This is a genomic window from Salinibacterium sp. NK8237 (assembly GCF_015864955.1).
Classification (GTDB): Bacteria; Actinomycetota; Actinomycetes; order Actinomycetales; family Microbacteriaceae; genus Rhodoglobus.
Genome location: NZ_JADYWE010000002.1, coordinates 653,122 through 675,934 on the forward strand (window position 1 = coordinate 653,122; position 22,813 = coordinate 675,934).

General features: G+C 62.6%; 23 protein-coding genes and 1 tRNA gene. 10 read left to right on the forward strand and 14 right to left on the reverse strand.

Annotated elements, in window-relative coordinates:
- On the forward strand, nt 1-639 hold the full coding sequence (gene rdgB, locus I6E56_RS13425) for an RdgB/HAM1 family non-canonical purine NTP pyrophosphatase (RefSeq protein ID WP_197138988.1): 639 nt from the start codon (nt 1-3) through the stop codon (nt 637-639).
- Between the two features lie 74 nt (nt 640-713).
- The gene (locus tag I6E56_RS15375; protein ID WP_197138989.1) at nt 714-1,259 is read left to right on the forward strand and encodes a HEAT repeat domain-containing protein; all 546 of its coding nucleotides are present in this window, start codon (nt 714-716) and stop codon (nt 1,257-1,259) included.
- Between the two features lie 11 nt (nt 1,260-1,270).
- Here I6E56_RS15375 and I6E56_RS13435 read toward each other — a convergent pair whose 3' ends face one another.
- Nucleotides 1,271-2,008 (reverse strand): DedA family protein, encoded by a 738-nt coding sequence (locus tag I6E56_RS13435; RefSeq protein WP_197126341.1) that lies wholly within the window; start codon nt 2,006-2,008, stop codon nt 1,271-1,273.
- A 167-nt stretch (nt 2,009-2,175) separates the two neighbouring features.
- Between I6E56_RS13435 and I6E56_RS13440 the strand changes: the two genes are divergently transcribed.
- Together I6E56_RS13440 and I6E56_RS13445 are read left to right on the forward strand one after the other, a co-directional pair.
- A complete protein-coding gene (locus I6E56_RS13440; RefSeq protein ID WP_197138990.1) occupies nt 2,176-2,565 on the forward strand; it encodes a helix-turn-helix domain-containing protein in 390 nt (129 codons plus the stop codon).
- Nucleotides 2,566-2,658: 93 nt separating this feature from the next.
- Nucleotides 2,659-3,690 (forward strand): zinc-binding alcohol dehydrogenase family protein, encoded by a 1,032-nt coding sequence (locus I6E56_RS13445; protein WP_197138991.1) that lies wholly within the window; start codon nt 2,659-2,661, stop codon nt 3,688-3,690.
- A 26-nt stretch (nt 3,691-3,716) separates the two neighbouring features.
- Here the strand turns inward: I6E56_RS13445 and I6E56_RS13450 are convergent.
- Nucleotides 3,717-3,801: transfer RNA gene (locus I6E56_RS13450), tRNA-Leu, on the reverse strand.
- 396 nt (nt 3,802-4,197) lie between these two features.
- Between I6E56_RS13450 and I6E56_RS13455 the strand changes: the two genes are divergently transcribed.
- Nucleotides 4,198-5,010 carry a TauD/TfdA family dioxygenase gene (locus I6E56_RS13455; RefSeq protein ID WP_197138992.1) on the forward strand — a complete coding sequence of 271 codons (813 nt, stop codon included), beginning with the start codon at nt 4,198-4,200 and terminating at the stop codon, nt 5,008-5,010.
- A gap of 19 nt (nt 5,011-5,029) precedes the next feature.
- On the opposite strand, the gene I6E56_RS13460 is transcribed toward I6E56_RS13455, so the two are convergent.
- From I6E56_RS13460 to I6E56_RS13495, 8 genes are all read right to left on the reverse strand, one after another.
- Nucleotides 5,030-5,875, reverse strand: a complete 846-nt coding sequence (locus tag I6E56_RS13460; RefSeq protein WP_197138993.1) for a hypothetical protein — start codon at nt 5,873-5,875, stop codon at nt 5,030-5,032.
- A 91-nt stretch (nt 5,876-5,966) separates the two neighbouring features.
- Complete coding sequence (locus tag I6E56_RS13465; protein ID WP_197138994.1) at nt 5,967-6,923, reverse strand: DUF2510 domain-containing protein; 957 nt, start codon at nt 6,921-6,923, stop codon at nt 5,967-5,969.
- Between the two features lie 250 nt (nt 6,924-7,173).
- Nucleotides 7,174-7,575, reverse strand: a complete 402-nt coding sequence (locus I6E56_RS13470; RefSeq protein WP_197138995.1) for a roadblock/LC7 domain-containing protein — start codon at nt 7,573-7,575, stop codon at nt 7,174-7,176.
- Complete coding sequence (locus I6E56_RS13475) at nt 7,572-8,156, reverse strand: ATP/GTP-binding protein (protein ID WP_197138996.1); 585 nt, start codon at nt 8,154-8,156, stop codon at nt 7,572-7,574. The genes I6E56_RS13470 and I6E56_RS13475 overlap by 4 nt, the downstream gene beginning before the upstream one ends.
- 218 nt (nt 8,157-8,374) lie before the next feature.
- Nucleotides 8,375-8,629, reverse strand: coding sequence for an EamA family transporter (locus I6E56_RS13480; RefSeq protein WP_197138997.1), 255 nt, complete (start codon nt 8,627-8,629; stop codon nt 8,375-8,377).
- 52 nt (nt 8,630-8,681) lie between these two features.
- Nucleotides 8,682-10,079 (reverse strand): xylulokinase, encoded by a 1,398-nt coding sequence (gene xylB / locus I6E56_RS13485; protein WP_197138998.1) that lies wholly within the window; start codon nt 10,077-10,079, stop codon nt 8,682-8,684.
- Nucleotides 10,080-10,210: 131 nt separating this feature from the next.
- Nucleotides 10,211-11,866 (reverse strand): SulP family inorganic anion transporter, encoded by a 1,656-nt coding sequence (locus I6E56_RS13490; RefSeq protein ID WP_197138999.1) that lies wholly within the window; start codon nt 11,864-11,866, stop codon nt 10,211-10,213.
- Nucleotides 11,863-12,228, reverse strand: a complete 366-nt coding sequence (locus tag I6E56_RS13495) for a metalloregulator ArsR/SmtB family transcription factor (RefSeq protein ID WP_197139000.1) — start codon at nt 12,226-12,228, stop codon at nt 11,863-11,865. Before I6E56_RS13495 ends, I6E56_RS13490 begins: the two co-directional genes overlap by 4 nt.
- A 207-nt stretch (nt 12,229-12,435) precedes the next feature.
- Here I6E56_RS13495 and I6E56_RS13500 point away from each other — a divergent pair, with 207 nt between their 5' ends.
- The 5 genes from I6E56_RS13500 (at nt 12,436) to I6E56_RS13520 (ending at nt 17,443) form a co-directional block, all read left to right on the forward strand.
- A complete protein-coding gene (locus tag I6E56_RS13500; RefSeq protein ID WP_374062121.1) occupies nt 12,436-13,668 on the forward strand; it encodes a CpaF family protein in 1,233 nt (410 codons plus the stop codon).
- Nucleotides 13,665-14,531, forward strand: a complete 867-nt coding sequence (locus I6E56_RS13505; protein ID WP_197139002.1) for a type II secretion system F family protein — start codon at nt 13,665-13,667, stop codon at nt 14,529-14,531. Before I6E56_RS13500 ends, I6E56_RS13505 begins: the two co-directional genes overlap by 4 nt.
- Nucleotides 14,528-15,466, forward strand: a complete 939-nt coding sequence (locus I6E56_RS13510; protein ID WP_197139003.1) for a type II secretion system F family protein — start codon at nt 14,528-14,530, stop codon at nt 15,464-15,466. The genes I6E56_RS13505 and I6E56_RS13510 overlap by 4 nt, the downstream gene beginning before the upstream one ends.
- 24 nt (nt 15,467-15,490) lie before the next feature.
- Complete coding sequence (locus tag I6E56_RS13515; RefSeq protein ID WP_231606635.1) at nt 15,491-16,054, forward strand: pyridoxamine 5'-phosphate oxidase family protein; 564 nt, start codon at nt 15,491-15,493, stop codon at nt 16,052-16,054.
- Nucleotides 16,055-16,339: 285 nt separating this feature from the next.
- Complete coding sequence (locus tag I6E56_RS13520; protein WP_197139004.1) at nt 16,340-17,443, forward strand: cell wall-binding repeat-containing protein; 1,104 nt, start codon at nt 16,340-16,342, stop codon at nt 17,441-17,443.
- Between the two features lie 89 nt (nt 17,444-17,532).
- Here I6E56_RS13520 and I6E56_RS13525 read toward each other — a convergent pair whose 3' ends face one another.
- From I6E56_RS13525 to I6E56_RS13540, 4 genes are all read right to left on the reverse strand, one after another.
- Complete coding sequence (locus I6E56_RS13525) at nt 17,533-19,137, reverse strand: GTPase (protein WP_197139005.1); 1,605 nt, start codon at nt 19,135-19,137, stop codon at nt 17,533-17,535.
- Nucleotides 19,134-20,894 (reverse strand): dynamin family protein, encoded by a 1,761-nt coding sequence (locus I6E56_RS13530; protein WP_197139006.1) that lies wholly within the window; start codon nt 20,892-20,894, stop codon nt 19,134-19,136. The genes I6E56_RS13525 and I6E56_RS13530 overlap by 4 nt, the downstream gene beginning before the upstream one ends.
- A 128-nt stretch (nt 20,895-21,022) precedes the next feature.
- Entirely contained in the window at nt 21,023-22,363 is a 1,341-nt protein-coding gene (locus tag I6E56_RS13535) for a PHB depolymerase family esterase (protein ID WP_231606637.1), read from the reverse strand.
- Between the two features lie 226 nt (nt 22,364-22,589).
- Nucleotides 22,590-22,813, reverse strand: a 224-nt coding sequence (locus I6E56_RS13540; protein WP_197139007.1) for a hypothetical protein, incomplete at its 5' end; no start/stop codon positions are given.

Consider the following 22,813-nt stretch of genomic DNA (forward strand, 5'->3'; position numbering starts at 1 on the left):
ATGCGCATCGTTCTCGCCACCCACAACGCCCACAAAGTCGCTGAGTTGCGCCGCATCCTCGGCCCAGCACTCGACGGCCTCGAGCTCGTCGCCTACGACGGTCCTGAGCCGGTTGAAGACGGCGAGACCTTCCAAGCCAACGCGCTGATCAAAGCGCGGGCCGCCGCTGCCCACACCGGGCTGCCGGCGCTGGCCGACGATTCCGGAATCTGTGTTGACGCGCTTGGCGGTGCCCCCGGCATCCACTCGGCTCGGTATGCGGGCACGCGCAACGACGTCGACAACCTGGAACTGCTGTTGGCAAACATGGTCGGCAGGGATGACCGCGCTGCTCAGTTCGCGTGTGCGGCAGCGTTCGTGGTGCCCGCCGGTGTCGCTGGCACAGACGGCACAGCTGGTGCTGCTGGTGCCGCCGAAGCCGAAGCTCACGAGTTCGTGGAGCTCGCACTCTGGCCGGGCACCGTGGCAACCGAGCGGAGCGGAACTGAGGGCTTCGGCTACGACCCGATTTTCTGTCCGGATGGGCAGCCGGGAACATCCGCTGACCTCACTTCTGACCAGAAGGATGCGCTCAGCCACCGTGCCCAAGCATTCGCCGCGATCATGCCGATCGTGCGCACTCAACTGCTGGGCGACTAGTCGCAGACTGCCGAACGGCGGCGAGTATTTGCGCTGCGGTCTCGGCGCCGGGCGCAACAACGTAGGGTTGAGGCGTGTCTGAACATGATGATCCCCACGCAGTAGATCTTGAACTCCCCATCGCAGCCCGCATTGCGGCCGCGAGCGAACGCCATGGCGAAGCCGTCATTGTCGAACGTGCCGTCTCTCTCATCGAGGGCAACAACGAGGGCAAAGAGTTTCTGCTGATTGTTGGCGGGGAGCATGCTCAGGGCATCCTCGACGGAGCTCCGGTGCTCTACTGGCCCGAGTTGTGGGGAACGCGCGCGCTACTGCACGCCTGGAATGACAGCGCTGCGGATGCCGTACTCGCCGCTCTCAGTAATCAAGCGTGGCGTGTGCGCGAGATGGCAACGCGTGTTGTTGCCACTCGTCGACTCGACGCTCGCGAGCAGCTTCTGGCGCTCCTGACGGACGACACTGCTCGCGTTCGCGCGTCGGCAGCTCGCGCCCTCGGAACGGTCGGGTCGCTCGATGTCGTTGAGGCGATCTCTGAGCTTGTGAAAGACGAAGACATTGAGGTTCGCCGCGCTGCTCAGCAGGCCGTGACCGCCATCCGTAAGCGTTCGCCTCAGCAATAGCGGCTTCTGGCCTAGTCGTCGAAGTCTTGGTTGAAGTCTTTGGGGTGCAGGGCTAGCTTTTCCGCTTCAGCGTCGTCGAGAGCCTCGGCGCGGCCAGTTTCGCGCGCCTTTTTGGCCTTGTAGGACGAGCGGAAGTAGTGGTACGCCGTCGGTAGCACCGTGAGGGTTACAGCGGCGAGCAGGATCAGGTCGATGTACTCGACAATGAAATCGCTGAGCCACGGAATGTAGCCGAGCAAGTAGCCGCCGAAGGTGAGCCCGGAGCCCCAAATGAGAGCGCCGATCGCGTTGTAGAGCGAGTACTTGCGGTAGTCCATGTGGCCGACGCCCGCCGCGACCGGTGCGAAGGTGCGCACGATCGGAACAAATCGAGCCATGATGACGGCGAGGCCGCCGAAGCGGGTGAAGAAAGCGTTGGTGCGTTTGACGTTTTCGACGCTAAAGAGACCTGTCTCTTTTCGTTCAAAGATCTTGGGGCCCACTTTGTGCCCAATGAGATAACCGACCTCACCGCCGAGGAAGGCGGCAAGGCTCACCGCCAAACAGACCCACCAGATGTCGTATTCGATGACGCCAGCAAAGGTGAGAACACCGGTGATGAGAAGCAGCGTGTCGCCAGGAAGAAAGAATCCAACGAGCAGCCCGGTCTCGGCAAAGACAATGAATGCCACGCCCAGCAGCGCGAATGCCCCAAACCCGGTAATCAGGTTTTGGGGATCGAGCCAAGGGATGATGGCGGTGCCTACCAAGGGGTTTTCTCCAGAATCGTCGGCTAGTGCGCGTAGTCGGCGACGTTAGCGATGTACGTCACAGAGTAACGCGTGCTGGAGGGGCTTCGCTGTGGGGGATACCCCCGCTTCAGTGGAAAAGCGCGAGCTATTGCTATCTTTAGGAAAGCAACTATCGGAGGGTCGCCATGAGTCTCGAACACAGCACCGATCACGATCATCTCCACGTGGGCAATGTTTTCTCGGCCACGTGTCCGTGCCGCGATTTGCTGGATGTCGTCGCCAGCAAGTGGTCAGCCCTCGCGATCGGTGCCCTCCAGGGCGGACGGATGCGCTTTGGCGAGCTTCAGCGTCACCTCGATGGAATTTCGCCGAAGGTGCTCACGAGCACGCTGCGCAAGCTCGAAGATTACGGAATCGTCGATCGCGAAGTTTTCGCCGAGGTTCCTCTTCGCGTGGAATACACCCTGACCCCACTCGGCCACGAAGCGGGTGTTCCTCTCGAGTCATTGCGGGTCTGGGCAGAGTCACAACTCGCGCACGCCCAGCGCACCGAAGCGGCGCGCGCACGCGTCTAGACACTTACCCCGGGGTAACTTGCGTCCCTTGCGGGTCACCACTATGAGCGGTTCAGCGTGGTGGCACACGCCAGCGATCACGCAAAGGACCCCATGAACACGTCAGCTCCCTCCCCCTTCAGCATCGGCTCAGTAGCCCCCGCCGTCGTCACTCGCACTGGCGGATCGATTGAGAGCGAGGGAAGCCTGGTCGACGCAGAACTGCCCGTTGACGCACCGACCGGCCGCGACATCCTCGTGGAAGTTGCTGCAGTTTCGGTCAACCCCGTTGATGTGAAAGTGCGGGCTGGCGGAGAAGTAGCCGATCGTGTTCTCGGCTGGGATGCCTCCGGTGTTGTTGCCGCTGTCGGCCCCGACGTGACACTGTTCCAGCCGGGCGATGAGGTTTGGTACGCCGGCGACATCACTCGCCCCGGAACCTATTCGCGGATGCACCTGGTCGATGAGCGCATCGTCGGCCGCAAGCCGTCGAGCCTGAGCCACGCTGAAGCGGCAGCAATGCCGTTGACGACCATCACCGCCTACGAGGCGCTCTTTCACAAGCTCAAGCTCACGAGCGCCAGCACGGGCACTCTGCTCGTTCTGGGAGCCGCTGGGGGAGTGGGGTCGATCCTCATCCAGCTCGCCAAGGAACTGACCGGCGTGCGCGTGATCGCCACGGCGTCGCGCGACGAAACCCGAGCCTGGGTCACCGAAATGGGGGCGGATGCTGTGGTCAACCACCGTGGCGACCTCGCGGCCAACGTCGCCGACGTTGCACCAGAGGGCGTGGACTGGGTCTTCACGTCGCAAACAGGAACGAACCTGCCCGCGATTGTGGAACTACTCAAGCCCTTCGGCGAGATCGTGGCCATCGACGACGAGGCCGGGCTCGACCTGCTGTCGCTCAAGACAAAGGCGCTCAGCTGGCACTGGGAACTCATGTTCACCCGTTCGGCGCAACACACCGCCGACATGGTGCTGCAGCACGAACTGCTGGGCGAAGTGGCCGACCTGGTGGATGCCGGACGCATCCGCACCACCCTCACGCACACGTTCAGCCCGCTCGACGCCGAGCAACTGCGGGCCGCTCACGCGCTCGTGGAAAGGGGTGGTGCCATCGGCAAGACGGTAGTCGCTGTCTGAGCGAGCACTATGCAGTGTGCTCTATTTGGTGCGGAAGGCGGGACTTGAACCCGCACGCTCGAAAGCACAGGAACCTAAATCCTGCGTGTATACCAATTTCACCACTCCCGCTGGCCGGTCAATCTTATCCCGAGATTCGGCTGCCGCGAATCCCCTATGACGTAGCTTCGTTTTTGCTGTGCACGGCCCCGTCGGCCCCGCCATCCTCGTGTTAATGGAGGTGGAGGGTGTAATTTATGAAGTGTCTTCCCTATGGAGACGACGTCCGCGATTGCGCCTTCCAAGAGCCCTGTGAGCCACAGCTAGCGCATCGCACGAAGCAAGGAGAGCGACATTACCGTTCACGAGCTCCAATCGAGCCTGTTCACCCTCGACTCGGCCACTGCCGAAGCGATCCGTACCGCTGCCGAGCGCATTACTGCGCACCCTAATGAGAACCCGGATGACTTCGGTCGCCAGGCTCTCGCTGCAGCGTTCAGTTTGCCTGAAGAGGTCCGTGCGGCTGTTTTGAATTTTGCTGAAGTCGGTTCTGACGCCGGCATCATGGTTGTGCGCGGTCTGTATGTCGACGAAGACCTCACAGACACCCCTCTGGACAACAAGAGCGGCCTGGGCGCCGGCACTATCTTCGCGAAAGAAATGGGCATGCTTGCTCACCTCCTCGGCAGCATGGTTGCCTACGAGGCTGAGGGCAACGGCCACCTCATCCAAGACATGGTCCCCAACCCGAAGCTCGCGGTAACCCAGCAGTCGCAGGGTTCGAAGGTGGAGCTCGAAGCTCACACCGAGCAGTGCTTCTCTGACTTCAAGCCTGACTACGTGATCCTCGGTGCCCTTCGCGGCGATGAAAACGCCAAGACCTACGCTTTCTCTGGTCGCAAGCTGGTTGCCCAGATGACTCCAGAAGAGGTTGCCAAGCTGCGCCAGCCGCTGTGGGCAACCACGATCGACGAGTCGTTCCAGCCGTACATTCCTCACCCGGATGCCGTTCGTGGCCCGTTCCCGATCATCACCGGTCCAGAGGACGACCCGTACATCCTCGTTGACCAGGACCTCATGCACGGCATCACCGCTGAAGCTCAGCGTCTGCTCGGCAAGGTCGTCGAGACCTACATTGAGCACCGCGACGCCCACGTGCTGCAGCCGGGCGACCTGCTGATGCTCGACAACCTGCGCGCTATGCACGGTCGTTCGATGTATGCCCCGCGCTTCGATGGCAAAGACCGCTTCATTGCGCGTGGCTTCGTCGTGCGCGACCGTCGCAAGCTCTGGCCACAGCTGCTCGAAGACCGCCGCACCCTCGCTGCGGTCCACAGCTAAGACGTTCAGCGAAAGCTAGCTAGTTCGTTACGACGCGGGTCGTCTGCTCCGGCAGGCGGCCCGCGTTTGTGCGTTTCGGGGTGATGGCGAGGAAGAGCGCGGCGACGATGCAGAGCTGGCCGAAGATGCCCAGAAGCATGCCGGGGCTTGACGCATCCCCACCTCCGATCGCAAAGGTGTCGGCCAGCCCCATGCCCATGGAGAAGCCAGCGAACCACTGGAAGAAGATCGCGGTGCTCAGGAGCGCGAGGCTCGCAACGAGCATCCCGCGCAGAGAAATAATGTTGGCAAATATTTGTGACGTCGTGATGGCGGCGAACACCACTGCCGCGAGGGGCCAGAAGATGGCCCAAATCCACGAAAAGACTTCGGCTTGGAGTTCCCCCGCGGCATCCATCGCTGCATAAATTTCATCGAGCGAAAGTTCCGGAACTTTCGCGAGCGGGTTCCACACGTAAATATTTATGATGCCGATCACAACGATGGTAATCATCGCCACAACTGTGGCTACGCCGATCAATAGTCGGGTTCGTCGTTCCAGCGTTGTATTTTCGGGCACGTCATGAGTGGTTGTCTCGTCGACGTGAGCTCCCGTTTCGTGTGGTGGCTCAGCGGGCTGGGCAGTGGCGGTGCGCGCACGAATAGAAAACCACGTCATGACGATCCCGAAGATGAGCAGCGCGATCGCGAATACGCCGACCGCTGCACCGATCACGGTAACCGCGACCGGGAAATCGAGCACGGCGGGAGCTCCGAGGCCATAAAAGCCCCAGAGAAGCTGATTAGCGCCCAGAAGTCCAGCGCTGAGATAGGCGGCGGTAGCCCACCGCGCGAAATGGGACGCGGGCGACGAAAACGGAGTCATGCCGACACTCTAAGCCAGCGGCATCCGAAATCAAGGATTATTCAGCCGAGGGGTGAGCCGGGCAATATGCCCACCCTCTCGGCTGAGATCGTTAGCGCTTGTGGCGTCCGCGGAGTCGTGCGAAGAGGCCCTGAGGCGCCGGCGCTGGTGCCGGAGTGTCAGTTTCGTCTTCGCTGGCACCGGGAAGGATGCGCAGGATGTTCATGAGGCTCAGCGCTGCGAGGAGCGCGTGTGCTGCAGTGGGCAACGTCTCGGCAATCGCCGAAAGTTCCTTCGCCGAGAGCGGTGCGTGGCTCAGGATCGAGGTCATGCGCAGCTGGTCAGCATCGTGCGGAAGGTTGGTGATATTCGGCCAGCGACGCAGGCGGTAGCGCGCGCTGTCGGTGAGCCAGGGTGCGGGCGTGTGAGCGTAACCGGTAGTGCCGATCATCCACAGCAACGGATTGAGGTCGAAGCCAGCTCCCGTGGGCATAATGACTTCTTCGCGAACGTGGCTACGCACATTGATGCTCACTGGATGCGTCGGGAAGTCGGTGATCTCAGCCTTCCACCAGTAGGCGCGCTCGTTCACATCGATCACAAGCATCGGAAAACTGGATGAGGTGATTGCCAGCACGGTTGGCTGCGCACTGCTCGAGGCGATCTTGATGGCTTCGGCAACTTGTGCCCATTCGGAAACGAGAATCGACTGGTCGAAGTCATCGGTGGACGATTCGCCTGCGAATCCCACGGTGGGGTCTCCGGCGACGGCCGAGGCAACTGCGTGCTCTGGCAACGGCGCCTCCAGTTCGCGAAGAGTGCTGGCCAAAGTCGGCTCGGGCGTCGTTTCGCGGGAAGTGGGCGTCGTCGCGGTGGCGGGCTCAATAAAGTTGTCGAGCTCGTCGTCGGCGGGATCGGCGAAGTCGACATCGACAAGCTGGTGCACGAGCGGTGCGCGTGCGCCAGAGATTTGGTCGGTCCAGGTGTGGTTATCCCACCAGCGCAGCTGGGGGAGGCCAAGCGGGTCGGGGTACCAGCCGGCGGGGATGTTGGTTGCGTATGTAGTCATCTTCACGCCTCCTGCGTGAATTGGTGTGCGGTGCCGAGGGTGCATCGCGGTTGTGCTTCGGGTAAAGATCCTCGAGTCAGAATGTGATCTGCGGGTTGGGCGGGTGATCACATTCTGTTCGTAGTTCCTGGTCCTACTGCGGGTTTTCGGGTGGTGCTTGCTCAGGTGGTGCTTGCCCAGGAACTGCTTGCTCAGATGGTGCGGGTATTCGGGTGGTGCTTGCTCAATTAGTGCGGGTTGTCGGGTGGTGTTACTTGGCCATGAGGAGGGTCGTGAGCCTTCGCGCGGTTCGGCGCGCGGCGGTCAATGACCTGCCAATGGTTGCTTTATCGGTGAAAAGGGCTGCGAGCACCAGCGGGTGGCCTTGGACTCGCACTTGCACGACGTGGCCTTGTTCAGCCGCGACGATCACAAACTCGTTGTCTCCGAGTTGCAATTCTCGAGCGACAGCATCAGCGAGGGCCTGAGTCGAACTGGCCATGCTCGCGAATCGATCGCTGTCAAATTCTTTGCCAGCTACTGACACAACGCTGAATCCATCCTCTGTCAGAAGGGATGCGTAGCGGAGCGACGGTGCTAGGTCGCGAAGTCCGCCCAAGGCGAGTTCGCCTCGGACGATGTATTTAGAGTCAAGGTGGGGAGCGATAGTCATCGTGTTCTCCGTCCACCGGAACCGGCGCCGATGCTGTCGGCGACTGCTTGTTTGAGCTCGATGTTGGCGATGAGCGTCATGAGGAGCGTCATCATCTCTTCCTGGGAACGAGCATCCACGGTAAGCACCGGGATCATCACGTCAGGCATTTCATCGGCAAGAGCGTTGGCGTATTCCTCGATCAGCGCGCGGGGCACGAGGTCGGCCCGGGTGAGGCCGATGACGATTCCGCCGCGCTCGTAGAGAGCGAAGAATTCTTTGACGTATTCGATGGCGGTCTCGACAGGGTTGTCGGCATCCGCATTCACCAGCAGCAGTACGCCCTCGGCACGTTCGGCGAGAATCGTCCACATGAAGTCGAATCGACGTTGGCCGGGAACACCATACAGGCGAACTTTCTCGGCCTCGTTGATGCCGATTTCGCCGTAGTCGAGAGCCACCGTGGTGGTGGGCTTGTCAGCAACGCTGCGGTCGCTATTTGCGGCCTCAGTGCTAACGACTTCGATCTCGCTGAGGGCGCGGATAGCGGAGGTCTTGCCGGCGCCCATTGGCCCGGCAAACAGGATTACGTGCTCTGCCATCTGATCCCTCCCCCAGGAGTTCGTTCTACGGTTCTTTCTTACTGAAGCATGCAAGCCCCCGAAGCAGGGTAGTAGACCCCCGTTTGGGTGTCGTTAACAAATGCCCCCATAAATGCTGACCAGAACGTTCTGTCTGTCCCCTCAAGACGTGGCGTGTTTTCTGGGGAGTCTGGCGATTTTCTAGACCAATTCTGCAGTGGTCTCGACCGCACAGGGGGTCATCGAGAGGGGATTTGGGCAGGTTTGCGAGAGCGGATTTGTGCCCCGACGATTGCCGCAAGAGCGAGCCCAAACCCGAGTAATTGGAGTGCGCTGAAATGCTCGCCGAGGACGAGCGCGCCGAGTGCTGCGGCGGTGAGGGGTGAGAGCAAACCGAGCACGGCGAGCGATGAAATCGGCACGATTCGAACTCCCCGAAACCAGAGTGTGTATGCGACGATGCCGCCGACGATTGCGCGGATTGTTGACCGCACACGAAATCAGCGGCGAATAGAAACGGTATCGCTGCCGTGAAGGCAGTCTCGCTTACACGGCGTAGCGCGCGTACTGCTCCCGAATAACCGGGTGGAAGTCGGATGCCGGCTCCGCCACAGTAGTGATAGCCCAGTCGGGGCGTGTGCCGTCGAGCACCCACGCCGCTTGGGCTGCGGCACCCAGCGCGACATACTCTGCGGGCTCGGGAACCACGACCGGCACTGCAAACACCTGGGACGCGATGGTCGACACTGCGGGGTTTTGGGCGGCGCCGCCAATGAGGAGGATGCGCTCGGCGGAAACTCCTTGGCGGCCGAGAGCGTCGAGGCCATCCGCGAGTCCGCACAGCAGTCCCTCGATGGCGGCGCGCGCGAGCGACGGGCGGGTCGTGGAGGCCAGTGTCATTCCGAAGAGGGTTGCTGTGGCATCCGGAAGGTTGGGGGTTCGTTCGCCTTCGAAGTAGGGCTGCAGCACGAGTCCGCTAGCGCCGGGGGCCGCTTCGAGCGCGAGAATGCCGAGCTCATCGTGGGTGACGCCCAGCAGCGCGGCGGTGCTGTCGAGCACGCGGGCAGCGTTCATGGTGGCGACGAGGGGCAGGAAAATGCCGCTTGCGTCGGCGAAGCCCGCCACGGTGCCGGTGCTGTCGGGGATCTGGGTTTCGGTAACGGCGAAGACGGTTCCGCTGGTGCCGATCGAGACGACGACATCGCCTGCTCGTGCGCCCAAGCCGAGTGCTGCTCCGGCGTTGTCGCCGGCGCCGCAGCCAATCTCGATGGCGGTTCCCGCGACAGTGCCTGCGGATTCACCTGGCGCGACGATGCGGGGCAACACCACACCATCGGTCACGGAACTGCGCCCGAGTGCTGCCGTGAAAACCTCGTCGTCGTAGGTGTTGGTGACGGAGTTGAAGTAGCCGGTGCCGCTCGCGTCAGAGCGGTCGGTCGTGAGCTGAGTGAGATCGGGGTTGGTGGGGCCGAAGCCGCGCAAACGCCAGGTCAACCAGTCGTGCGGCAGGCACACCGCGGCGACGCGGGCCGCATTTTCGGGCTCGGCATCGCGCAACCAGCGCAGTTTTGTTGAGGTGAAGGATGCAACGGGGGCCGAGCCCGTGCGCTCGGCGAGGTCGGGAAATTCGTGCAGGAGGGCGCCGGCTGCGGCCGCAGAGCGTGTGTCATTCCACAGCAGCGCGGGGCGGATGACGTGGCCGGCGGCATCCAACACCACCATGCCGTGTTGTTGGCCTCCGACCGAGATGGCGGAGACGTCGTCGAGTCCGCCAGCGTCGGCGATCGCTTCGGTAAGGGCCACCCACCAAGCTTCGGGGTCGACCTCGGTGCCGGTCGGGTGGGAAGCGCGCCCGGTGCGCACGAGGGCGCCGGTGGCGGCATCCACGATGACAACCTTGCTGGATTGGGTCGAGGAATCAACGCCCGCTACGAGTGTGGTCATGTGGGGGCTCCCGAGAATTGTTGGCGTCATCGACAATAAGTTTGTTCAAACAACATACGGTGCGCGTGCGTCAACGTCAACCGGTGCCACGGTTGAACAGCGGCCCGTGCCCTTCGAGCTGGGCCAGGGCGCTAGCGTGCGGCGTCTTCGCTTTCGTGTTCTCGCAGTGCGCGACGAATGTGCGAACGTGCGTGCTCAATCGCGGGCTCGAGGTCGGCGAACAAATGGTTGGGGTGTCGCAGCGAGCTGATCACTCCGAGTCGTTTCAGCACATCCAGATGTTCGGGGCGGATGCCCTTGATGATCACCGTCACGCCGCGCTTTTCAAGGGCAGTGATGAGTTCGGTGAGGGTGTGGGCGCCCGTGGCATCAACGAGGTGCAATTGCGACAGCCGCACGATCACGACTTCGAGGCCTTCGTGTTCGTTGATGCGGTCGATGAGGCGTTCCGCTGCTCCAAAGAACAGGGAGCCGTCGATGCGGAACAGCGCGATGCGTTCGTCGCCGGGTTCGGGGGAGCCCGGAAGCTCTTCGCGGTGAACGCCGCTGGCTTTACTCATCGTGCGGAGGGCGAAGAAGGCGGCGACGGCGATGCCGATGCCGACCGCAATGATGAGGTCGAAGCTCACGGTGATGATGCCGGTGATCACGAACACGGCAGCTTCAGATTTTCCGGTGCGCAGCATTGTCTTGATCAGGGTCGGCGACATCATGCGGGCCGCGGTGGCCATGAGGACGCCCGAGAGCGCTGCCAGCGGGATGACGGCGACAACCTGAGCAGCCAGATACACGACGGTCAGTAGCGCGAGGGCATGCACGACCGCCGAGAGGCGAGTGCGACCGCCAGACCGCACGTTCACGGCGGTACGGGCGATGGCGCCGGTGGCCGGCATCCCGCCAAAGAAGCTGGAGGCGACGGATGCCAACCCCTGGCCCACAAGTTCGCGGTCGGCGTTGTAAGGGCCAGTGTCAGCCATGCCGGCGGCAACGCGGGCGGAGAGCAGGGATTCGATGGCGGCGAGGGCGGCAACGGCGAAGGCCGGACCGATGAGCGTGGTCAGATCGAAGTCGAATGACGGCACGGTCGGTGACGGCAAAGATGCGGGAAGCTCGCCGATGGTGGCCAGTGGAAGATCCAGTGCTTGAGCAACGATGGTGACGACCGCGATGGCGATGAAGGAGGCCGGAAGGCGCCCGCTGATGCGCGAGAGCAACAACATGATGGCGATCACGGCGGCAACGACGGCGAGGGGCAGCAGGGCAGCGGGCCACTGGGCGGCAGTGATGAAGGCGATAGCGGCAAGCACTGCGTTGGTGGGGTGTTCGGTGCCTTCGGTGCCGAGCGCGGAGGGCACTTGCTGCAGGAAGATGATGATGCCGATGCCGACCGTGAAGCCTTCGATCACGGGCCACGGGATGTAGCTGACGGTGCGGCCGAGGCGCAGCACTCCGGCAATGACGACGATGATGCCCGCCAGCAGGGTGACGATCGCTACCGCTTCAACGCCAGAACTAACCACGATGGGGGCAAGCACCACGACCATGGCGCCGGTGGGGCCAGAGACCTGCACGTTGGAGCCGCCGAAGACGGCCGCGACGATGCCGGCGACGATGGCGGTGATGAGCCCGGCTTCAGCGCCAACTCCTGAGCTCACACCAAAGGCGAGGGCGAGGGGGAGGGCGACGATTCCGACGGTGATTCCCGCGATCAGATCGCCACGCCAGCTGGTGCGCAGTAGGCGGTAATCTTTCGCGCTCGGCAGGAGCTCTTTCCATGAACGTTTCATCGGGCATCCGGAATCGTGGGTAGTCCGGCAACGAGATCGCGTTGGCCGTCGGTGTCGGCAAGGATTTCGCCGAGCAGCACGCGCGCGACACGGAGGAGTTCAGAAATTTGGGGGTGAGCGAGGCGGTAGTAGACGACGCTGGCGCGGCGCTCAGAGACGACGAGGCCGTAGCGCCGCAGCACGGCAAGGTGTTGCGAGAGGTGGGAAGCTTCGAGCCCGGTAGCGGTCAGCATTTCGGCGACAGAGGCTTCCTCGGCCGCTGACAAGATTTCGAGCACCCGAATGCGGTACGGATGCGCGAGCCCCTTGAAGAGGTTCGCCTTGATTTCGTAGAGCGGCCTGCGCTCATCGAGAACGGCCATTCATGTGCTCCTGATCGGTGCGTGCGATGCGGATGCGCTGTGGCTGTGACAGCAAGCAATCTCCCACTTGCTGAATTGATGTAATCATCATATCAGGGATCTGGGTGCGCCGATTCGGGCCTAGTCGGAATGCGCCCCCGGCAGGATCAGGAGTTCGCCTGTGGACAACAGGAAGGCGTTTGCGCACCTGCTCGACACAATATGAGCATGTCTAACGCTCTGACGACCATCGCCGATCAGGTGCGCCAGAGGGTTCGCCGTGACGGGGTTGATCTGTCGCGCGACAGCGAGTTGGCGTCGCGGTATGTGCGCGATGAGGTCCGCCGCTACAGCGAGCGTGCGCTGGGTGGCTCGGTACCGTTGCTGGCGGATGAAGCCCAGGCCGCCCGCGAGGTGGTTGCAGCACTCACCGGGTACGGTCCGCTCCAACCATTCTTCGACGATGACACCGTTGAGGAGCTGTGGATTAACGGGCCCGAGCAGATATTCGTGGCCCGCAACGGGGTCCCTGAGTTCACCGGCATCCGCCTCAGTGATGGTCAGGTTCGTGATCTGGTGGAGCGGATGCTGCAAACGTCGGGCCGCCGCGTCGACTTGAGTTCTCCGTTCGTTGACGCTTCACTGCCCGATGGTTCGCGATTGCACGTCGTGATTCCCGATGTCACCCGGCGCCACTGGGCCGTGAATGTGCGCAAGTTCAGCCGGAGCATCCGCGATCTTGATCGCCTTGTCGAACTCGGCAGCCTTACGCAGCACGCGGCCGACTATTTACGGCTGTGCGTGCTTTCGGGGCAAAACATTGTGGTTTCGGGCGCAACGCAGAGCGGCAAGACCACCATGCTCAACGCCTTGCTAGCGGCGGCCCGACCCAACGAACGAGTCGTCACGGTCGAGGAAACTTTCGAGCTGAGCGTTGCCAGCCACGACCACGTCGGCATGCAGTGCCGCCAACCCAGCCTCGAGGGCACCGGCGAGATCAGCCTGCGTCGCCTCATCAAAGAAGCGTTGCGCATGCGCCCCGAACGGTTGGTCGTGGGCGAAGTGCGCGATGCCGAATCGCTCGACCTCCTTATTGCGCTCAATAGCGGCCTGCCTGGCATGTCGAGCATCCACGCTAATAGTGCGCGCGAAGCTCTCGTCAAGCTGTGCACGCTTCCGCTGCTCGCCGGCCGGAATATTGACTCCAGCTTTGTCGTGCCGACGGTAGCCAGTTCAGTGGATGTCGTGGTGCATTGTGAACTGACCGCCGACGGCACAAGACGCGTGGTCGAAATTTCGTCGCTCACCGGTGAGGTCAGCGACGGGGTTATCGACAGCCGCTTGCTCTTCCGCATCGTGGACGGCACACTCGCCCACACGGGTACCGTGCCCGCGCGGCTCTCCAAATTTCAGGCCGCCGGCATCGACGCGGTGTCGCACTTGTTGAGGGCTGTCGCATGAGCCTGATGCTGGGCATCGTTCTCGCGGTCGGTGTGGTGCTGATCGCAGCAACATTCCTGTGGCCTGCCACAGAGCAACGTCGGGTGCGTGGCCGTTCGGCGTTCTCGCTCCGGCTGAGCGAGCGACTCGTGCAGGCGGGACTCCCGACCACTAGTCCGGTGGTTGTGGTGATTGTGTCGCTCGCGTTGAGCTTCGCTGTAGCCGCCATCGCGTTTGTGCTGACATCGGTGATCGCCGTCGTGCTGTGTGCTGCCGTTGCCGCCCTCGTGTTGCCGACGCTCGCAATCAGTTGGCGTGCTCGCGTGCGCCGCCGAGCCACTCGCGTGGTCTGGCCCGATGTTGTTGACCAGTTGGTATCGGCAGTACGGTCAGGGCTTGCTCTTCCCGACAGCCTCATGACACTCGCCCAGACCGGGCCAGCAGTAACGCGCGGCGCCTTCGCAGCCTTCGCCGCCCGCTATCGGGCGACAGGAAACTTCTCGGTAGCCGTCGACGAACTCAAGGTGGCGCTCGCCGACCCGGTTGCCGACCGCATCCTTGAAACCTTGCGGATGTCGCGCGAAGTGGGCGGAAGCGAACTCACGAACGTTCTTCGCAGCCTCAGCGTCTACTTGCGCCAGGAGGCAGCCATTCGTTCGGAGATCGAAGCGCGCCAATCATGGGTGATGAATGCGGCGCGGCTCGGTCTGGCCGCACCGTGGGTGGTGTTGTTCTTGCTCACCACACGGCCTGAAGCCGCACTCGCATACAACTCAGCGGGCGGTGCTGCCCTGATCGTTGCCGGTTTGGTGCTGTCTGTTGTTGCGTATCGAATTATGGCGGGCATCGGTCGCCTTCCCGATCAGCCGCGGTGGTTCGCATGAGTGACGCACTGGCCTGGGCGCTTGTCGCCGGAATTGCCGGCGGGCTCGGCCTGTGGTCGATTCTGAGTCTCATCCCGCGGCTAAGCCGACCCACCTTGGCGACAAGAGTGGCGCCCTACGTCATTGACGTCTCCGCCGGCGCACGGGAACACTTAGCCCCGCGCTCGGTCGGGCCACTGCCGGTGTTGGGCGTACTGCTCGTTCCTGTTGCGCGCTGGTTGCGTGAGACTCTCGCGTCGGTGGTGGGTGGCAGCGATCAGATCCTGCGACGGCTTCGCCAGTCTGGCTCCGAACTGACCCTCGAGGCCTACCGGTCGCAGCAACTCGTGGCCGTTCTCGGCGGTGCGATCGCTGGCGTCGTCTTCGACATTGCCGTTGCGAATCGGCAGCAAGTACCGCTTGCTGCCCAAGTGGTACTCGTGGTCGTTGGTGGGGTTGCAGGCATAACACTGCGTGATTATCTGCTGCAACGCGCAGCCAAGAACCGCATCCGTCGTCTCACTGCAGAGCTACCGGTCGTGCTCGAGTTCCTGGCCCTCAGCCTGTCGGCTGGTGAGGGAATCTTGGATGCCGTCCGTCGCGTTTCGCACGTAGGCGGCGGTGAGCTGTCGCGAGAACTCTCTCGCGTGGTCTCCTCGGTCAACACGGGCCTTCCTTTTGGCGAGACTCTGGGAGTGCTCGCCCGCGAACTGGAACTCGCCCCGTTCTCGCGCTGTGTCGACCAAATCTTGGGAGCCCTCGATCGCGGCAGTCCGCTGTCTGAGGTGCTGCAAGCTCAAGCTCAGGATGCTCGTGAAGAGTCCAAGCGCGAACTGCTCGAGCTTGCAGGCAAGAAAGAGGTCGCGATGCTATTTCCGCTCGTGTTCCTCATCCTGCCCATCACCATCGCGTTCGCGATCTTCCCCGGTATCTTCGTGCTGCAGGTGGGGTTTTAGCGAACAACACCAATAGCGAGAGCCATGATTTACTCTGTCAGCATGGGCAAACTCTTTGACTCAATCGACGACACCATGAAGGCCTGGATCGAAGCTCAACCGCTCTGGTTCGTCGCGACCGCACCGCTGAGCGGTGACGGTCACGTCAACATGTCTCCCCGTGGTCACGACACATTTTCAGTGCTGGGCGATCGCCGTGTCGGCTGGGTTGACTACACCGGTAGTGGTGTCGAGACAATTGCCCATTTGAGGGAGAACGGGCGAATCTGCCTGATGTTCGTGTCATTCGATAGCCGTCCGCGAATCGTGCGTCTCTATGGTCACGGTTCGGTTTCCCTTCCTGGAGAGGCGGCGTTTGATGAGGTCGTGGCACTGCACCCCGAGCATCCGAGTACCAGAGCCGTGATCACCGTAGAGGTGACGAGGATCAGTGACTCCTGCGGTTGGGGAGTTCCTGTCATGGAAGTCACCGACGAACGCGATCTTCTCAGATTGCAGGCTGAGAAAAAGGGCGTCGAAGGCATGGCCGACTACCGTGCCGAGAAAAACACTCGCAGCATCGACGGCCTTCCCGGGCTCCCTGCTTAGTCCTCGACGCCATCGTGGTCGCGTCGCCCATCTGTTGGCGCTGCTAGCGCGCACTGGTCGCGTGAGCCGCTCGAAGCGTTCGCCCCGTTCTGGGGATCCTGAAGCTGGCTCAATTGCGGATAGGTTCTTCCTTGCCTGTATTTTTACTGTGAGGATGCAATGAAAGCGCTTGCCGCAACTGCCGCCCTAGCAACGCTTCTGCTTTGTTTAACGAATAGTGTGCCTGCGGAAGCCGCGACATCCTCGCACTATCAAGATTCACGAGGCGTTGCCGTTAGCTCGGCAGTGAAATTCCAATCAGCGGCGCCGTCGGTCTCCCGACTGTCCGGTTCTGACAGGTATGAGACCGCAGTCGCCATTTCACAACAGTTTGATCCCGGAGTCTCTGTTCTGTACATCGCCAACGGTGCGGGGTATGCCGATGCTCTTTCTGCGGCTCCTGCCGCGGCTGTGCAGGGAGGTCCGCTGCTTCTGACGGCAGCGAATGAGCTTCCCAAGGTGGTGGTTGCTGAGATCAAGCGACTCAATCCCTCCAAGATCGTGGTCGCTGGCGGATCCAGTGTGGTGTCTGGAAGTGTGCTTTCTGCGCTCAAGAAACTCGCTCCTTCGGTGAAGCGTTTGGGCGGTAGCGATCGCTATGAAACCAGCCGTCTCATCATTGATTACGCCTTCGACTCTGCCCCGACTGCATACCTTGCGACCGGCCGAAACTTTCCAGACGCACTTTCCGCTTCTGCGGCGGCAGGCAGCATCGGAGCCCCCGTCATTCTTGTCGACGGAAATAAAAGCAGCATCGACAAGTCAACGTCGGCGTTGATTAAGAGTCTCGGCGTGACGCAAACAAATATCGCAGGGGGTACGGGTGTCGTCTCGTCGGGCATTGAGTCTGCGCTGAAGAAAACGACAACGGTGAAGCGGTTGTCAGGTTCGAATCGATACGCCACGTCGGCAGCGATCAACAAGTACGCGTTTTCCTCGTCAAGCGAGGCCTACTTCACAGTGGGAACCGGATTCGCTGACGCGCTGGCGGGTGCTGCGCTGGCGGGTCGAAATGGTTCGCCGCTCTATGTCGTCGAACGAACCTGTGTTTCGTCAGCGGTCAAGAACGATATAACCGCGCTTGGTTTGAGCCAGCACGTCCTGCTAGGAGGCAGCGCCGTCTTGACTAGCGGAGTTGGGAAGCTGACAGTATGCGGCTCAAGCACACCTAAGCCAACGGCTACTACCTCGAATCCCGGGGACACTAAGAACTGCAGCGACTTTGCGACGTACGCACAAGCTCGAACGTGGTACCTCAAGTACTACCCCCAGTACGGCGACGTAGCTCGACTGGACTACGACAACGACGGCCGCCCCTGCGAAACGCTTCCTGGTGGGCCCTCGAGTTAAGCGTCTAGGTTGCTGCTGACGTAGGCGATGTCGTTCGCGCTTGTCGTGCTGCAGCTGGGGTTCTGTTCTAGCGCTCCGACGTTCGCGCTTTAGCGACGAGCGATCTGCAGCGCGGCCGACACGGCGCGCGCCTGGTCGAGTGCCGCAACCACGGGAGCCACGACATCCCGCTGCACGACTTCGTCGACGGCAGCGAGTAGACGGCGGCGAGCACGGCGGCGGCGACCGACCGCGGTCAGCGCGCTGAGCGCTGCCGACAACAGGCCAAGCACGATGCCGACGAGTACCGCCGCAATGAGCAGCAGCGTTGGTATCGCCCACCCGGTGAGCGGACCTTCCTCCACAGCGGGGAGCGGGAACGCGGGCAATCCGAATGTCGGCAGAAGCGCGGTGCCCACCAACCAGAGGGCTCCGCCCAATCCGGCGATCGTGGCGATCCACTGCACGATGCCGACCAGCACCCACCACCACGAACCTTTCGCGGGCAAGGGCGTGCGGGCGATCGTGAGATCGAGAGTCGAGGGCAGGGTGTCGAGAGTCTGCTCCGCGGTGGCGCGGGCGGCAGCCCGCCACGGGGGCGAAACGCTGGCAACCGTTTCGTCAGTGAAGGTGCGCACGGCCATCGACATCCGAGCCTGGGCGCCGGCACTCAGTAGCGGCATGCTTGTGCGGTGAACATCCGGGTCATCGCCGCGACGCTTCGGGCCAAGACCTAGACGAGTGAGGGGGTCAGCGCGCAAGCGACCAATCCATGACACGAGCGGCCAGCCCGTCGCCTGCCCGGAACGCTTGCGGTATGAACGTGCAACAGCGGATGCCACGATATCGACCCCTGCAGCGGTGCCGACCTCGTCACGCAATCGGGCTGTGCTCTTCGCGGTGACCTTCTGCGGAGTACCGGGGTCCTCGATGCGGGCGGCAAGAGTTTGCACGTCAGCGCTGAGCCGCGCATCCCTCACCGCTTTCGAAGCAGCAAGATCACCGATTGCCGTGCGTAAAGCATCCACGCCTTCACCCGTGCGGGCGCTCACCGGCAAGACTCGGGCACGGGGGAGGCCATCCCGTTCGACGATCGCTTGCAGTGAGTTCACGACGGCGGCGCGATCATCCGCGCTCAGAAGATCAATCTGGTTGAGCACGACCAGGGTCACGGCAGCATGGCGAGCGTGCGGCGCGATGAACTGCGCGTGCAACACGTCGTCGGCATACTTCTGCGGGTCAACAACCCAGATCAGGGCATCCACTTGGCTGGCTAGTCGTTCGGCGACAGCGCGATTGCTGGCCTCCACAGAATCGACGTCGGGCAGATCGACGAGCACGAGCTTGCTGGCGCGCGGGTCAATCGGAGTGGGGCGCTCGACACGCTCGCGAATCTCTAGCCAGTCGAGCAGGGCGGCAGAACCGGCGGCATCCCAGAGCACAGCAAGGGGTTGCGAAGTGGTCGGGCGGCGCACATGAGCGACCGCCACCTCAGCGCCAACGAGCGCATTCACGAGACTTGATTTGCCTGAACCGGTCGCCCCGAAAACGCCAACCACGGTGTGTTCGGAGGAGCGCGAGCGACGTGCCTCCGCCTGCTGCAAGAGCGCGCGGGCGTCATCCATAAGCTCGGAGGGGATGCGCCCGACCCCCGCCTCGGTCACGGTGCGCAGAGCTGCAATGCGCTCATCGAGGCTCGGCTTGGCCGCGCTCACGAGTCGTTCCTCGCCGCGCGCGCCACATCGTCGATGAGCACCTGCGATTCGCGTCGCAAGGATTCAGGGTCAGCACCGAAACGCAGCGACTCCATCGCCGCATCCACCCGTGCGATCTCGGTATCGAAGAGAGCGCGCACGCGCTCCTGCAGATCGAGGCGTGCTTGGCTCGCAAGGTGGCGCACGGCATCCTCGCCAAAGACGGTCTCCAACAGTTTTTGGCCGAGCACAGCAGAGCCACCGGCGATCGCAATTTCGCCGCCCGTCAGGCCGCCGGTTGACGCAAAGACGACAATCATGAGCGCCACCGTCACGACATTCAATCCGAGCGAAAGCACTCGTGCCCGGATGCGCTTGTTGCCCGCATTGTCATGGATGAGCTGCATCAGCGCACCCTGCCATTCACGAATCATCGCAGTCGTGGCCTGACGCAGCTCCGGGCTCTCCGCTGACAACGTCGGATGCTGCTCCGCGATCGAGCGTCCGGGAGCGCTGCGCTCGAGGTCGGCCCACACAGCCGCAGCGGCCCGCCCAGCCTGGTCAACGATGACAGCCTGCAAACCGGTCTCGATCTGGGTTTCGACGTCAACAACGGGGCTCGGTTTGCCTGTTATCCACGCGGTCGCTTTGTCGCGGGTGCGCGAGAACCACGAATCCACTTTGCGAAAGAAGTCGGATGTTCCCACGAAGTCTTGCCACCGTGCCAGCACCTCACCGCGCATCAGTGCTCCGTTCTGGGTGGCTTCGTCCACGGCTTTGATCGCGGTCTCGTAGTGCGCAGCGGTGGCCGCGTGCGCAGAGTCGAGCCAGTCGAGTTGCTGCTGCCGAGCATCCGCAATGAGGCTCACGTGCCTGTCAAGGTCGTTGATCGCACCGCTCAGGGTGCGGGCGGCGATGCGCGTGCGGGCTTCGCGATCGCTGGCGATTCCTTCGAGCCAGGCGCGCGGGCCATCGACGGCGCTGGCCGGGAGCATTCCGAGCTCGTCGAGTTGCTGCTCGTCGATAGTGAACACGGGAGCGTCAGACAGACCGCGCGCGGTGAGCATCTCGCGCAGGTCGGGCAGCACTTCGTCAACGGCGCCGGGGGGCACGCGGTTGAGCACGATCCCCACGGTGATCGATCGCGCTGCAGCGCTTTCGAGGAGTCGCCAGGGCACGGCATCGGCGTAGCGGTTGGCGGTCGTGACAAACAGCCACAGGTCGGCGGCAGCGAGCAATTGGGATGCCAGAGCACGATTCTCGTCGGCAACCGAGTCGATGTCGGGCGCGTCAATAATCGCGAGCGAACGCGGAACGCTCTCGTGTTCGAGCAGCATGAGCTCGCCAATGCGTGACTCTTCGGGCACATCTCCGGCATTCGATGCGGGCGTACCCGGCGCGCTAACCCGCCCGCGCACTCGCGCGAGCCCCGGCAAAATGCGGTCGCTCGCGAACCAGCCAGCATCAACGGGCGCGTGAACAAGAATGGGCTGACGCGTCGTGGGGCGGATGACTCCGGCACGAGTTGTGGCAACACCGAGCAGGGCGTTTACGATTGTGGACTTGCCCGAACCCGTCGAGCCGCCCACGACAGCCACAAGCGGAGCATCCAAATCAGCTAGCCGCGGCCGAATGTAGTCGTCAATTTGACGCACGGATGCGGCGGCCAGCTCACGCTGCGCCACAATGCCCTCAAGCGGCAGCGTCAAGCCCGCATCGGCAAGGGAGGCCCGCAGGCGCTCAAGCGAGAGGATCGCGGGCGCACTTTTGTCGGTCACCGCTTAAGCATGCCGGGTGCGGGGCTAGTTTGCTAACTTTTGCTGCACAGACAGGTTCCGCGGTCGAGTGTCTCCAGAACGAAAGTCGTTCTGGAGACACTCTCCCTGAGCGTCAGCGCGGTTCAGCGCTAGCCGCAGCTAGTCATTTTCGTCCAGCTATTCGCCGAGACCTGCGAGAGGCTCGTGATTGTCGAGTCACCCTGGCCGAGGTAGCTCAGCGATCCCTTCGCGTAATACGGGTTGTACGGATTGAACCCGTAGGAGAACGCGCGCCCGGCCGCAGCATGCTGGGCGTTGGTGGCGGTGAAGCACGTTGCAGGATCCGGCGTGGGCGTGGGCGTGGGCGTTGGGGTCGGAGTCGACGTAGAGGTCGGAGTCGGCGTGGGTGTCGGCGTCGGCCCTGGCGTACCAGTCCGGTCGACGCGGCGGTTGTTGTCGAAGAAGAACTCGGTCACATACGCCGGGTAGTCAAGGCTGTTCGCGTTGATGTAGGTTCCTCCCGTGCCTGCGCCCGATGGCCAGTTGTGGCCGACGTTCGAGTTCTGAATCACCGAAACCCGTGGCCCCGCGGCATCCGAATAAAGCGTGCCCGAGCCAGCAGTGTTATTGCCAGCCAAGCCGCTCAAACTAAACGTTGACGTGCTGGATGCCCCATAAATGCCGGCCATGATCTGGCCGTTCAAGGTGTTGTAGCCGGTCGACACGGTGCTGTCATTGCTGCCGTAAATCACCGAGGTGAGTTGTGTGGAGAAAGCCGCAGTATTGCCGCTGCCGAAGGTGGTGCACGTGTTCGTGCCCTGCGCCTTCGACACTGCCACACTCGAGATCTGGCCCGACGTGGTGCCCACCGTGGGGCCGGCATTGATGCCCATTCCCGCAAAAACGTCGGGGGCGAGGCATCCCATCACCATGGTTTCTCCACCACCGGATGACAGACCAGAAATATAGACTTGGTCGGCATCGATGCTGAGAGAAGCACGCGCGGTCAACGTTGTGGCGAGGTTTAACAGATTGTCGTCGTGCCGTGCGGGGTTGCTGCGGGAGTGGTTGGAGTCGTAGTAATCCCAGCAGCCGAACACGACGCCGCCGTTGGGTGCATCGGGGAGGGCGACGATCATTCCGTAGTCTTCGGCGGCGGCCACCCAATTGGCGTTCGCTTGGAAGTCGCTCGCTTTCTGCGCGCAGCCGTGGAGGCTGATCATGAGGGCGCGTCCGGCCGGCAGTTCGGCTGCGGTGGATGGCGTGTAGATACGAGTGCTCATCCCGGCAACCGTTTCCGTGGACCACATTCCCGGAACTGCGTCGGAGCCGCCTGGATCCGTCGTATTGCTGCACCCCGGCAGCATCTCGAAACCGGGTGGACACGTGATCGCTTGGGCCGCGAGTGGGGCTCCCGCCAGCGTGGCGCTGACGAGGGCGAGAGAGGCGAGTACTGCCGGAATAGTGAGCCGGCGTTTAACAGTGGACATTCGGAATACCTCCGCACGTCGCAATCCGGCCATCGCTCCGAGCGTCATTGCGCGGATGTCCCGGCCGCATTGCGCGCCGCGACACAAGCGCGACGCTGACGGCAGCCGCCGTCGAGCGACGCACCGTCGGAATCACCGTACAGTGAAACCTGAATCATGTCTCAGGTTTTCCACAAGTTGCGTTATGCGGGAGCGCAGGGCAGGTTCGCGGGGGACTCGTATTGCGCTATCGCTGCCGGGCGGTGACGCGTCGGCGAAGCACGAGGAGGGCGAAGCCGGCCACGAGCAATGTTGCCCCCACTGAGAGCTGGGGCGTTAACGCAAAACCTGTAGCGGCGAGCGTGACGTCAGCGGTGGGGGCACCTCCGGTCGCGGGAACTTCTGTCCACGTCGCGGTTAGCGTCAGTGGCCCGGTAACTGGCGTGGTGAAGTCGTAGGCGGCGCCGCTGA